The organism is Alteromonas lipotrueae (assembly GCF_019249255.1).
GTDB lineage: Bacteria > Pseudomonadota > Gammaproteobacteria > Enterobacterales > Alteromonadaceae > Alteromonas > Alteromonas lipotrueae.
Genome location: NZ_JAESDJ010000005.1, coordinates 161,447 through 175,683, shown reverse-complemented (window position 1 = coordinate 175,683; position 14,237 = coordinate 161,447). Strand labels below are relative to the sequence as shown.

Genomic DNA, 14,237 nt, shown 5'->3' with positions numbered 1-14,237 from the left:
CGCACGTATAAGCGACCGACATACCTGCCGTTAGAGAAAACCCTTTTACTGGTAGCGTTTTTCCTCGCCACTATACCCAGGCGCAATGGCAAGGTTATCGGTGTTTTCCAGTGTTTCTTGATTGCGTAACCATAGCTGGTACTCACCCGTTCGCAGGCTAGCATGTTTAGTACAATCTACATTCCACCGGCGCAGTAAATAGCCTGCCATAGCAGCGCGCACTTCAAGGTGAAGTACCCCCTCCTCCATACCATAATCGAGCTCAATGGCAGTCGGATGGTTTATGTTCTTCGGATGCGGTACGACTTCCAAAGCTATTTTTCGCTGCCATGCTTCATCAGCAAGGCTCTGTTCGCTGAGTGCAGGATCGGCCTTTAACGTAACTTTACTAATACGGGTTAGCACGAAGTCTCTGAAGCTTCCCGTCTTTCTATCAAACGCGCGTACGTGCCAACGTTGACCATTATCCACAATACTGTGAGGCACCAGTTCTCGTGCTCCCGAACCACTTGAAAGCGATGTATAAATAACACTGACAGCTTTATTGTTAACAATGGCTTGCACTAATTTTGCTACCACATAAATGTCGGGTACATTCAATGAAGACGCACTTTCAACTGGAAAGTGAATGTCGCCGATAGCATCGAAGCCATCAGAAATATCGTTTGCCAACTTCACCAAGGTTCTTCGAGGGTCGTGCTCGAACAAAGGTACGAAAGTATCGGTTTGGAAATAACGCTTGTCTCGCGCGTCGTAGGTAAGATTTTTGGGTGCCAGCACTTTATACAGGCTGAAATCTCGAGATCCCGCAGACAAGCCCACTTCGAAGCGACCTATAAGATCTTGGCGATAAATCGCCCCTTTAAACAACAAACAAAAATCGATATAAGCCAACCGCTGGCGCTGAGCAAAGCTGATAGTATCAAGACTTACGTTTTCTGAAGGTGAAGCATCGCTAAGGCCGAAATCTCGCCCTTCATTACCTAGCATTTGGGTGGCAGACATAACATTTCCATTTAACTGTATTTTTAGCCAGTGTGGTTCATTTTAAGCACACTGTAAATAAAAATTTTTGTCGTATTCTTTGTGGGTGTTTTCTATGAGAAGTCTTAAATGCTTTAGCGAGTGTAAAATATAAAAAACCCAGCAGATGCTGGGTTTTTATTAACATGCTTAGTAATAAGCGTGTTGGGTTACATTGCTACGATATCTCGATTAGCGACGCGACTTAACCCGTGATACCGCCATACCGAAGCAAGCAAGTAATGCCAAAACTCCAGTACTTGGCGCTGGGACTGAGGTCGCTTCAACCGAAAAACTCGCAGATTGTGTTGTTACACTAGGAATTTCATCGCCGAAAAAATCGGTTAGCATTGCAATGGGAGAATTGCTAACAACATCTAAAATTCCGCTTCCTACATTGGTCGCCGTGAACTGTAAAGAGAACAGCATGAACTCTCCAAAATCAGGTTGTAATGTGGCTAAATCAGCGAAGATGTCAGCAGCTTGAGATACGTTAGCGACGCCAGCGAAAGCAAGTACAGGAAAAGAAAAAGCCACAACCCCTAACCCAGTTCCGTACGACTCAGAACCACTAATGAATGACAATAGCGAATCGTCGAATGTGAAGTTCAAGTCATATCCACTGACCAGTGTTTCTCCAAAACCAATTGCCGAGTCTGGTAATTCATCGACGTTAAGCATTACAGTAGCTAGTATTGTATCACCAACATTATAAGTTGCCTGATCGGTACTAACATTAATTATTGCAGCGTTTACATTAGCTGTAAAAGCCATGATTAAGATTAAAGCTAACTTTTTCATTATTAAAATTCCTATTAATTTACTGCACAACCAGCGCGGCTGCATAACGTCATAAGGGCACGTATATCGTAAGCACTCACCACGCCATCATTATTAAAATCATACTGTAAGTCACTAGCACCACCTGATAAGAACAAGCCGTAGAACGCCATAATGTCGTCATAATCTACGTCGTTGTCACCATCAAAATCGCCAGGTTGAACCGCATCTGGGAAGTTAAGCACTACCAATACTGGGTCGTGATCTGAAGAGCGGTATGCATCAGCGCCGTAATAATCCGTGATTTGCGCGTCAGTTTTATACTCTTCGTTGTAATCAAACACACGAGGCTCATCTGAGTTAATGTGCCAAACCGTCGCATCAACCACATATTCAGTTAGACTTGGGCTTGATAATGCGTGATCTAGGTAACCTAGTTCGCCGCCAAAGGTGTATGAGTATGCCGAGTCGCCACCAAAGGTGTTAACCAGGTTGGTATAGCCAGCACTTTCAAGGGCCAAAATAGGCTCTTCTGCTGCATACGCGTTTAAGTCACCCATAATTAATAAGCGGTCAGATAAGGTATCGCTATTGTTTTCTACAATAGCAACCAAACCGTTTGCTGCATCGGTACGCAATGCGTTCCAACAACCTTGGCCATCACCTGAATCGGCATTATCACCGGTAGCACTGGAACAACTTCCTTTCGATTTAAAGTGGTTTACGGCAAGGGTGAATGCTTCACCGTTGGCGTTCACTGTAAATGATTGAAGAAGCGGCTGACGGTTACCATAGTCAAACGGTGACTCAGACGATGTAACAGCGTTACCAAATGGTGTTACTACTGCAGGCTTGTAAATCATGCCTACTGCAATTTCGTCGGTTCCTAATGCTTCACTGATTGACACATAGCTATAAACATCGCCGCCCATTTCAGCATTAACCGCTGCGGTTAACGTTGCAATGGCAGAATCTTCACCATGACCATCATTTTCAACTTCTACAAGACCCACAACATCTGCATCCATTGCTGCTAGTGCTGCAACGATTTTCGCTTCTTGGCGAACCAATTCGAATTCATTGGTAGCGCCGCGAGAGGTTGGGAAGTCTGGTCCATCGAAATAGTTAAGTACGTTAAAGCTAGCCACTTTCACATCGCCAGTTAACCCAATTAACGGGTAAGCCGTACGTGCATTAGTGCGAACTAATTCTAAGTCCATTACCGGTAGCAATTGATACTCGCTAAACGAGTAATGCATTACACCTGTGAGGTTTTCAACTGTATCGCCTAAACGAAGAGGATTAGCATGCGTTAGTCCGCCCACAGGGAATGGAATACCATCTAGATTTTGACTGTTTGAAGCATCATCTACCAACAATGTATTGAGGGCATTTTGTTCTGCTAAAGCTATCGCTTCGACTGTGCCCGCAGGATATTGGTTAGTCGGGATCATCACGCGCTCAGAGCCCACGTTAAACTGACCGTAACGACCTAAGTTATATACGTCATTAACCAGTAACGATTGGGTAAAGGTAATTTGCATACCTTCATAGGCTTCAAGGTTGGTATCTATGTTAAATGGCATACTAAGTTCGGTATATAGAATACTTCCACCTGCGCCTAACAATTCAACGTCGCCTGATAGTACAAACTCGGTTAAGTCGTTGTATTCAACCACATCACCTTGCATGCGAACCAAGTCGCCAACCATTGGGAAAGTCTCGAGGGAAGTAGCATATACAAACACACCTTCAGAGGTTGCGTCGTTGCCATCTGAATCAGCCGCTTCTTCTTGAACAAAGAAACCAGATAAGTCTTCAGCTACTTTAGTCACTACTGCTTCAATAATCACGGTAGTGTCAGCTAATGGTGATGCATCACCTTCGCCCTGCAGTTCACTGATAAGTACCAGTTCTACCGTTGGGTCGACTGGGTCAACTGGGTCTGTCGGATCAGTTGGGTCGGTTGGATCTGTAGGGTCGACCACACTGCCATTATGCGAACCAAAATAATCGTAAGTGTTTTGGCTGTAGCTATCCCACTCACTGTCTGGGTCAAAAGCAGCGTTACGTGTTGCATTACCTTCAGTAATTGAAGCTTTACGCACTAGGGTTACATCTTTACCCCAGTTGGTTTTTACGCCAAACGTACCAACAGCATCAATGGTGACATCACCGTAACTTAGCTCGATGTAATCGTCACCGTTGAAGTTCATTACAAAGCTACTCAACGTCGAGCCTGTAGTCAGCGCATCATCAGCGCTAGCATGACTAAAGGTAGCCACGGCACCAGAGGCTAACGTGCCGCTAAGCTCTAATACTTTCTCATCACCTACGCTGGTATCGCCATTTGAAAGTAGTTTAAGCTTATAGTTACTTAAATCTACTGCTTCAGTTGAGCCATTGTAAATTTCTACCGCTTTGTTATAGCTGCTGCCTTCAATGTATTCAGAAATGAAAACCGCGTGGCCTGAACCTGCACTTCCGTCGGTAGCATCATCACCTGAATCACCAGAATCTTCTCCCGTATCACCGCCATCTGAATCGCCAGCGTCTGTACCATCACAACTTGCATTGAATATTAGTGAAGCAAGCTCAGGCTTGTCGATAAATGGGTTACGGTTACCTTGGAATTCGAAAACTTTGCTGTTTCTTTCGAGTTCGAATTCATCAACAGGGTCGCTCTCATGCCATTGTAAAAGAACACACAATTTGCCATGGGCAGCTTCGTCAGTGCTGGTTAAACGGTCAACCAATACCAAGTCTTCTTCCGACTCGCTGCTATCACTGCCATCGTAACGTACGTCCATGTAGAACATAGCACGCGCTACATCGCCTTTTACGGCATCACGCGGTTCAAACGAGTCGCTGTCGATACGGTTAGCTGACGCTTCAGACAAAGCACCATCACTGAAATCAAAATCTAGATTTCCGCGAGAACCGTTTACTGAAATATCGGTTGGGCGAAGGTGATGAATATCTGAATATGCCGTTAGGCTATTGCTAGAGAAACCATGACTGTTAGCCCAAACGTGCTCTCTATTCCAATTGTCTTGGTTAGTGCTTTGCGTGCCACTACCGTTACTGAATTTAGCTAACGATGTTCCCATGTAGAACAACACGACATTGTCTGGGTTGGCAGGGTCTTGATCGGTGTCAGTTAGGGCTGTCCATGCTTCTGAATAAGAAAGCTGATGGTGGTCGAGTGAGATGATATTTTGAGCCAGCGCTTTAAGTGTTTCAGCACTTTCATTGTTAGTTATTGCAGTATCAAGCTGCGCATAATAATCCGCTTCAACATAGTCGCTAGGTAATTTAACTGCGGTTAAATCAGGGCAGTTAAAGCAGGTTTCGGTTAGGGTACGAAGTGTGTCTTCAGATGCTTCGCCATCATCGCCGCCCTCACCCTCCCCTTCTGAGCCAGTCGAACCTGATAATACAACACTGTCAACGCGATGATATTCGCTGCCAGAATTATTTATCATGGCTAATTTTATTTGAACCGTACTTCCCTCTGGGATAGAGGCATTAATCACGCCGCTAGTATAATCATCTACAAGAGTATGGCTGTCTGTACCTAAATCGTTGGTGACTAGAACGAACTCTCCACCATCAACGGAATACATCACGTCAAAGTAATCAGCAGCTTCTTGCGTACCACTTTCAGAAACGGTTACGTCGAGCTGCAAGTCGCTTAAGCCATTAACAATAATAACTTCTGACAACCATACTGCTTCGCCATCAACATCGCGGGCACTGAGTTGCTCATTCACAACTTTAAACCAATCCGATGTTGCAGTTAATTCCGCTGCAGAAACATCAATATTCCAACGCGAAACGCCTTCCATATCAATTGCGACGCTGTCGCCTCCGGTAGCTCCCTTACCGTCTAATGCAGCCTCATCGAAGTTCTCTTCCCAAATTACATCGGAAAAAGCATTAAAAGAAAGTGGCAGCGTTAACACACTACCCAATATTAATTTCACGCACAAAGCTGACTTACTCAACTTCGCTCGCCCTTGCCTACCCAGTTTCGCCATGTTGTTGTCGTCCACTTTTTTTAGGAACGTATAAATTTATATACTTGCGTATACACAGCAAGAACTTGTGCAAAATAATAACAGTTTTTTATTTAGCCATAAAAAACAAAGCTTTATTTCTTTTAAATAAGTTTATTTTTTGTTTAACTCAAGTGTACTTTGGTACAGGTAAAACTAAGTGTGTAAATTTCGTGCAAAAACTAGGGTCGTAACAAAATTGAAGCTTACCGCCCTCTTTTATGACATTTTGGAGTAGAAAATAAAAAAGAGGCTACCGAATGGCAGCCTCTTGCGTTGAGTGACAGTAATGCTGTTGATTTATAAAGACATTAATTAAATCTTATATTCACTTACCGTATTTGGCTAAGAATTTATTAAAGTCTTCTTGGTATGTCGCTTTTAAACGCAAACACTGGTTCGATTCATCCAACATAATGTCGAAACTACGCGCCATTCCTTCATGCTCATCTTTGATTGGCTCGTAGAATGTTTTAGCCATGTCTAAGTTTTCAGCACTACAGGTAGTAGATACAAATTCAGGCATACGAGATACATGGTAATCAGGCATCTTGGCAATCAATGCATCTAAATTTTTGTTTAACCATTTATACAATACGGTTTTAAGCTCAAGATTACGCGATACTCTTACCAACATATAAAGCGTGTTGGCAGGCGTAATATCATCGGTTAATGCTAAATCTAGCATCTTATTTACCGTAGCTTCATCGGTGTAGCGCATTGAATAAAGCAAAGTGCGTTTAACATTTGGTAGTTGCGCTTCTTTGAATGCGGCCACTAACGTATCGTAAAGATCATCTTCAGTATACTTCGTGGTGATACCTATCGCGGTGCCAGCAATACCCGCAGGAACTGCACTGCTATCTTCGATGTATTGCTTGGCTATCAATTCACTCTTTTTTATCAGTGTTTCGTTGTTTGCTCTGTTTCCAAGCAAACTATAAAGCTGATTTCGAAGACTGATTATACTTTCTGATTCACCGCTTTTTGGCGTTAGTGTAAGTTCGTTTAGCAAAGGTAAGTACTCTTGATTCAACAAGGCAGCATAATTTGCTTTATTATCGTCGTTAATTAAGTAGTCAAACTCACCCAAAACGCCTACCGCGGCACGTTTAACAACAGGGTCCTTGTCTTTTGCCAATGCCGTTAATACTGGCATTATGCTATCAATACTCACCTTGCCCGCGTTAAGTAATGCTTGCATGTTATACAACACATTTTTCTTTTCGCGGTTATTAAGTACATTGAGGTCGTTTAGAAGTTTGCCCATCTGCTTTGCTGAAATGGCCCAACGAAAATAGCCTGTGGCGTTATCGTTAGGAAATACCCATTCTGCTTCGGCAAGTTGTGGCAATGTGGTTTTGGCTTTATCGATAAATACCACTTCCTGCTTCACTTTTCCGTTTACTTTATAAGTAAGTTTGAGTGGAACAGCCCATGTTTGAGCTTCTACGCTAGCGCCCGCATAATGAAAGCGCTCTTGGGTGATAGTGCCGTTATCGTTAATACTAATAAGTGGGTAAGCAGGTTGTTCTAAGTAGGCTTTCATCATGGCACTTAGATTAATATCTGAAACACCATCAAGGGCAGCCCATAAATCGTCAGCAACCGTATTGCCCCACGCATGGGTGTTCATATAGTTACGTACACCTTCACGGAACTTTTCAGTACCAATTAGCGACTCTATCATTTGCAAAATAGACTCGCCTTTTGAGTAATTAAGTCCCAAGCCATCCATTACATCTGGCTGAGTACGAACCACTTTCTTAACCGGTTTAACGGTAGGGCTTGCGTCGGCACCGAACGCAGATTCTTGCACGATACGATCGGCAAAATTAAGCTCTGGGTACAGCTCCATCATGGTATAGCTGGCAGCCCACGAGGCAAACGCTTCGTTTAGCCACAAATCGTCCCACCACGCCATGGTAACTAAGTTACCAAACCATTGGTGTGCCAATTCATGTGCAATAACGTTAAGCGGGCCTTTGCGTTCCGTTAAACCCGGCTCGTCTTCTAATAACAATAAGCTGTCGCGATAAGTAATTAGCCCTACGTTTTCCATCGCACCGTGCGTGAAGTTAGGCACTGCAACAAAATCGAGTTTTTTGTAAGGGTATTTAATAGCAAAGAAATCTTCTAGCGTGGCTAAAATTTCAGGGGTATGTTTCACCACAAATTTTGTTTTATCTGCATAGCCTTTAGGCACGTAGATTTTACCAGGTACCGACAAGCCTTTTAATTCTGCGCTATCGAACGGCCCTACGGTGTAAGCAATTAAGTAGGTTGGCATAGGTTTGGTTTTTTCAAACTTAACCGTTTGCATGCCTTCGCTAACTTCTCGAGTTTCCACGGGCGTATTCGACACAACAACTTGTTTTTCAGGGGCTGTAATTGTCATTTGATACGCTATTTTAAATGCAGGTTCGTCGAAGCTAGGAAAGGCTTTACGTGCATGCATATCTTCAAACTGCGTAAATAGGTAGTTTGTCTCTTCAAAACGAGATAAATACATCCCATCAGATGAAGTATTTACCTTACCTTCGAAGTTGATGACAAGCGTGTATTTACCTGGTGCAATGTTAGCATCAGCCATACCCCAATTCATGTTGTACTCGCCTTCTTCAACATTAAGTGCTATTACGCGCTCGTTTTGAATAAGCTCGGCATGAGTGACGACAAGATCTTGCTGATAAAAGCCTACTTTTTTAGTGGCTGAATTAACCGTAAGGTTTATGCGAGTAGAACCAGAGTAATCTGGTGCATCGGGATCAAGGTGTAAATGAATATCTTGAAAGGTTGGCGTAACGGAAGAGGGTAAACGGTATTCCACATCTTTTGCTATCGCTTGTGTTGTTAGCAGCGCCAAAACACAACTGAACAACGTTATGATTCGTCTCATATCTTATAATTCCATGTAGAGAGGGAACTGAGTCCCTGAAGCCGGAGCATTGCCCCAAGTATAATCGCGAGGGAGCATAATTAGGTTTGTCACGGTACGCAACGTAGGCGGTCGCAAATCAAACTTGAAATTGTTACGAAAAATGTCCGTTACAACAGAGAGTTCCTCCATCTTACTACCAACTTTCCCCGCCTTCCTTTCACCTCAAACACGCAGTGATGACATTCGCAGCACAAATCCTATCTTCAACAAAATACATAAACTGTATTCACGGTTTTACCGATTATTTAGCCACCCAAGCACTGCTAGTCTTTTAATGGAAAGTTAAACACATCTATAGAATGACTTAACAATTAAGCAATCAGAGGAAACTATCATGGCGTATAACGGCTATACCACTTTTACCGCAAAGCAAGACGGTGCAATACTTACCGTCACTTTCGATTTCGGCCCCGTTAATGTTCAGGGCCAAGAAATGCTAGAAGACCTAATGGGTCTTGCTATGCGACTTGAGTGCGATCGCACCGTCAAGGTTGTGGTGTTCCAATCAGCTAATCCGGAAATTTGGGTTTGTCACTATGACACTAACCTTCTAAAAGATATGTCTACCGAAGCGGTAGCTCGCAGCGATGTGAAATTGCTCGACCTTCAAGTGGTATTAGAACGTATCAGCAAATTGCCACAGGCCACAATCGCGAAACTTGAAGGGTTTGCCCGAGGTGGTGGTCATGAATTTGCCTTAGCTTGCGATATGCGTTTCGCCGCTCGCGGCAAATACAAGTTCATGCAAATGGAAGTAGGCATGGGAATATTACCTTGTGGTGGTGGCGCATCTCGGATGGCTCGTCAAACAGGCCTTGGCCGTGCTCTAGAAATAATTTTAAGTGCCCGTGATTTTAGCGCCGATGAAGCCGAAGCTTACGGCACCATTAATAAAGCGCTGGAGCCCGATGAAATAGGCCCATATGTAGACGCCCTTGCTAAACGCATTGCGCTGTTTCCCGCAGAATCGATTAATGCCTGTAAACAAGCCGTTTATGAGTCTATCGATAAACCTATAGATGAAGCGTTACGTGCAGAAGCTTACTGGCTCTATCAAGCAACCAGTAAAACCCCTGCCGTTAAACGATTTAACGAAGCCGACATTAAAGGCATGGAATACGACATGGAAAATCAACGTAATTGGAATGATCTCGTTGTAGCCGTACAAGATATTAACTAACACTACTTGAAACATTTTAGTGAACAAAAATTTTAGGAGCATATTATGTTAGGTGAAAACCACTCGTTACAATCTGACTTTCCAGAATACAAAGCCGTTATTGAAAAACTTGTAGAAAGCGACAGTACGTTTGCCAGCGAGACCAAACAATACAACGCGTTAGATGAAGAAATCCGCAAGCTTGAGCTAAAAGGCGGTCCAACCAGCGACGAAACACTGCATCAAATGAAGCATGACCGCGCAGTACTCAAAGATACGCTGTACAACAAGTTACAAGCAGCAACGTAAATAATAAGCAGATTTAATAGGTAATTTCTTACGCCCTCTGTTGCACGTATTACTTAGTACAACAGGGGGTATGAATGTTCATTTTACACTAAGCGCTCTTACCGTAAGCTCGCGTGAAGGTATCGACAATTAACGTGATCCACTGCTCTTTTTGTGCTTTTGTAGGCATATCATCTGGGTGAGTTAAATAATAGAGTTGTAACTCACTTCTCACTGAACCAATAAATATTCTCGCCGCACCTTCACTCGTTAATGACCCGAGCTCTAGATCACCTGCTTCATTCGCTGAAACAATAATATTTGCGACAACCTTAATGCTCGCCCGCGGGCCAGATTCATAGAAAATTTTACCTAAATTCGGAAAGCGCTCTACCTCTGCAATGACCATACGCGCTAATGCTGCCCCTGATTTAGATAGAACAACATTCAAGTACACGTTAGCGACCTCGCGTAACACGTCGCGTAACTGTCCGGGTTTATATCGAATGGTACGCATACTAGTCGAGGTGGAAAAGCATTCGGTCTGTACAACCGCACTGAAAAGGGTTTCTTTGTTGGCAAAATGCGCATAAACCGTAGACTTAGATACTCCCGCTTCTCGCTGAATCATGTCAGTTGTAGCATTAGAAAATCCATGGGCTAAAAATACCTTTCTTGCCGCCTGTAAAACCGTGATGGCCTTTGCCCCTAGTGTCTTACCAAGCGCTTGCGCTACGTTTTCTTGTTCATTTGCTATCGTCATTGTGCACTACCCAACCCTAAGCGTTATTGACAATTCTTCAATTCAACCTTATAGTACCGAACTTAGCGGTACAGTTCAATATTATTCTCTTCCCAAAAATTTTTCTGAGAATTAATAACACTAAGTCTAAAAGACCACGAATTCCCTGAAAATCGATTCACTATTAAATAGTGAGTTGATTTTCTTTCGACTTTAAACTGTACCGATAAGTTCGGTTCGATTTTATGATTTGTAATAACCAACACCAAGAGATTCTATTGCTATGCGCACCCACTACTTCAAAACAGCCCTTAGGCTTAAAAGTCTGACTCTTTCTGTAGGCATTGCGCTTCTTGCTGGTTGCACAGTAGGTCCAACCTTTACTATTCCTAAAGAAGCTTATTCAATAACGGATATAGAGAATAATAGAGACTACGTTCAGCAATATAATGTCTCTAATACCATGATTTCCGCTTCATGGTGGTCGCAATTTAATGACCCTATCCTGACTGAACTTGCCGCGCGAGCTGAACATGCCAATCTGGATTTACAACTTACCGCGAGTCGCATTGAGCAAAGCCGAGCACGCTTAGGAATAACCAAAGCCAATAAACTCCCCCAAGTATCTTTTTTTGGTGACTACACCCGTGAAGATATTAGTGACAAGAGTAAATTTGCAGCGCTTGGCGCTAAAGACAGTGGAAACAACTACTGGCAAACAGGCTTCGATGCAAGCTGGGAAATCGACTTGTGGGGTCATATCAAGCGTACCGAAGAAGGTGCTATGGCTGAGTTAAAGGCAACGCTTCTAGACCGAGAAGCCTTTAAGGTTAGCTTGATGGCCGAAGTTGCCCACCAATATCTACAACTTAGAGGTACGCAAAGCCAATTACAGATTGTGCAACACAATAAAGCTATTGCAGCGCATAAACTAAAACTGGTTAGTAACCAAGCTAACAATGGTTTTGCTACGCGCTATGATATGTCGATGGCAGAGGCTCAGCTAGCCACGGTGGAAGCGCAAATCCCCAGAATTATTGCAAAAAGAAATGCGCAAATGAACAGTATTGCTATCTTGCTTGGTGAATCGCCGCACGCACTCGATGCACTGCTTATTGATGCCATGCCCCAACCTTCGCTACCTAATACCATTCCCATTGGCATACCCAGTGAGTTAGCGCAACAACGCCCTGATGTGCTCTCTGCCCAAGCTAGGCTTCATAAAGCCACTGCTGATATTGGGGTGGCACAAGCTAACTTCTATCCGCGCATTACCTTAGTTGGCCGCACGGGGTTCGAGTCATTTGAAAGTGGCGACTTAGCCACATGGGATGCCAGTTTTTTTAGTATGGGCCCAGCTATTTACTTACCTATTTTCCAAGGTGGGAAGCTCGAAAAACGCTTAGAGCTAACCGAAGAAGCTCAAAAAAGTGCGGCTATCACTTACCGAAAAACCGTACTAAATGCGTGGCACGAAGTAGACAATGCCCTCGATGGACTTGCGTCTATGCGAAGCCATCATGATGCCCTTGAAAAAGCCTACCATGGCTATCAACAGGCGCTTCACTTTGCAGAACGCCGTTTTGAACAAGGAGCGGGAAACTATCTTGATGTATTAACCGCACAGCGCAATTTACTCGATAGCCAACTTGCACTGAGCGAAAGTGTGACCAGTACAAGCTTAAGCTTGGTGTCTTTATATAAATCGTTGGGCGGCGGCTGGAACGCAATAGAGGTGAGCGATGAGTAAACCTGCTTTACCACCCACCAAAATTCTAGCAGCGTTACTTGGTATATTTATCAGTGCGATGATGGCAGGTCTTAACAACAGAGTTGGCACCTTGGGATTAGTGGACGTGCGTGGCGCGCTTGGCTTTGGGGTAGATGGTGGCTCATGGATAACCACCAGCTATTTAGCAGGGGAAATACTCATTACCCCCTTTGCGACATGGTTTGCCATTACCTTTTCGGTTCGTCGTTTTCACACCTACATGGTGATAATTATCGCATTGATTGCGCTTACCTTGCCCTTCGTCAATGACTTATCACTGGTTATCGCGCTCAGGTTCGTTCAAGGCGTAGCCAGTGGGGCTCTTGTTCCACTATTGATGATGATGGCGTTAAAAGCATTGCCGCTGCATATACGTTTGCATGGGCTAGCGCTATACGCCATGACAGCGACATTTTCGCCTAATATTGCTATTTGGTTAACCGGACAATGGACTGATGAGGTAAACAATTGGCGCCTTATATATTGGCAAGTTATCCCGCTGTGTTTTGTGGCTATTGCGTTGGTACGTTGGGGGGCACCGAAGGAAGCCACCAAGTATGCGCGATTTAAAGAAGGGAATTGGCTAGGCATGGGCTTAGGCGTAATTGGCATGGCGCTGCTAACTATCGCTCTTACACAAGGGGAACGTTTAGACTGGTTCAATTCCACCTTAATCACCCTAGCATCAATAAATGGGGGCGCTTTGCTCGCTCTTTATCTTATTACTGAGTGGTACCACCCTACTCCCTTTATAAGTTTGCGACTACTCGGACGCAGAAATTTAGGGTTAGGATCGCTCATCTTTACTCTAATACTAATTGTGTTCATGTCAGCGACGGTGCTACCCATGAACTTTTTAACTGCAGTACAAGATTATCGAGTACTCCAATCGTCTCAACTTGCACTGATCATCGCCCTGCCTCAGCTAGTGTTGGGTTCTGTGGTAGCCATACTGCTATATAAAAAGTGGGTTGATGCACGTGTTGTGTTCGCCATAGGTTTATTAACTATTGGTATCGCGTGTTTCATAAGTGCCGGTATTACCAGCAGCTGGAACCGTGATCAATTTTTAGTAACGCAAGTTTTGCAAGCCATTGGGCAACCTATGGCGGTGGTGTCTATGCTGTTTCTGATGACAAGCGTGGTTCAACCACACGAAGGCCCTTACTTCTCAGGTATTATCAATACGTTGCGGGTATTAGGAACATTGTTAGGCGGCGCATTAGTAGGCCACCTTTTGACGCAGCGCGGCAGTTTGCATACAGATACGCTTATCGGGCACGCGTCAACATCAAGTTCATATTTACCCATACTGAACCCTGCAGAGTTGTCACACGTTTTCGCTCAGCAATCGCTTACGCTATCAATAGCCGATATTTACCGTCTATTTGGTGTGCTTGCATGCCTGCTGATCCCCATCGTGCTCAGTATGACTCACGTGCCAGCGCCCAGCTCACCTGTAACCAATTAATCAT

The 14,237-nt window shown here is 44.0% G+C and carries 9 protein-coding genes; 4 read left to right on the top strand and 5 right to left on the bottom strand.

Annotated features, from left to right (window positions below):
• Positions 1-45: 45 nt before the first annotated feature.
• From KYS23_RS09260 to KYS23_RS09245, 4 genes are all read right to left on the bottom strand, one after another.
• Positions 46-1,005, bottom strand: a complete 960-nt coding sequence (locus KYS23_RS09260; protein WP_232370640.1) for a WYL domain-containing transcriptional regulator — start codon at positions 1,003-1,005, stop codon at positions 46-48.
• A gap of 210 nt (positions 1,006-1,215) precedes the next feature.
• Complete coding sequence (locus KYS23_RS09255; RefSeq protein ID WP_218396690.1) at positions 1,216-1,824, bottom strand: hypothetical protein; 609 nt, start codon at positions 1,822-1,824, stop codon at positions 1,216-1,218.
• 14 nt (positions 1,825-1,838) lie between these two features.
• A complete protein-coding gene (locus KYS23_RS09250) occupies positions 1,839-5,843 on the bottom strand; it encodes an ExeM/NucH family extracellular endonuclease (protein ID WP_218418447.1) in 4,005 nt (1,334 codons plus the stop codon).
• A 346-nt stretch (positions 5,844-6,189) separates the two neighbouring features.
• The gene (locus KYS23_RS09245) at positions 6,190-8,760 is read right to left on the bottom strand and encodes a M1 family metallopeptidase (RefSeq protein WP_159531679.1); all 2,571 of its coding nucleotides are present in this window, start codon (positions 8,758-8,760) and stop codon (positions 6,190-6,192) included.
• 376 nt (positions 8,761-9,136) lie between these two features.
• Here KYS23_RS09245 and KYS23_RS09240 point away from each other — a divergent pair, with 376 nt between their 5' ends.
• Both KYS23_RS09240 and KYS23_RS09235 read left to right on the top strand, forming a co-directional pair.
• Complete coding sequence (locus KYS23_RS09240) at positions 9,137-9,982, top strand: enoyl-CoA hydratase/isomerase family protein (protein WP_159531681.1); 846 nt, start codon at positions 9,137-9,139, stop codon at positions 9,980-9,982.
• Positions 9,983-10,027: 45 nt separating this feature from the next.
• Positions 10,028-10,270, top strand: coding sequence for an HP1242/YdcH family protein (locus KYS23_RS09235; RefSeq protein WP_159531683.1), 243 nt, complete (start codon positions 10,028-10,030; stop codon positions 10,268-10,270).
• Positions 10,271-10,358: 88 nt separating this feature from the next.
• On the opposite strand, the gene KYS23_RS09230 is transcribed toward KYS23_RS09235, so the two are convergent.
• Positions 10,359-11,012 (bottom strand): TetR/AcrR family transcriptional regulator, encoded by a 654-nt coding sequence (locus tag KYS23_RS09230; protein WP_218418446.1) that lies wholly within the window; start codon positions 11,010-11,012, stop codon positions 10,359-10,361.
• Between the two features lie 262 nt (positions 11,013-11,274).
• Here KYS23_RS09230 and KYS23_RS09225 point away from each other — a divergent pair, with 262 nt between their 5' ends.
• Together KYS23_RS09225 and KYS23_RS09220 are read left to right on the top strand one after the other, a co-directional pair.
• Positions 11,275-12,741: an efflux transporter outer membrane subunit gene (locus tag KYS23_RS09225; protein ID WP_218418445.1), complete on the top strand. Its 1,467-nt coding sequence runs from the start codon at positions 11,275-11,277 to the stop codon at positions 12,739-12,741.
• Positions 12,734-14,233, top strand: coding sequence for an MFS transporter (locus KYS23_RS09220; protein ID WP_218418444.1), 1,500 nt, complete (start codon positions 12,734-12,736; stop codon positions 14,231-14,233). Before KYS23_RS09225 ends, KYS23_RS09220 begins: the two co-directional genes overlap by 8 nt.
• Positions 14,234-14,237 lie beyond the last annotated feature (4 nt).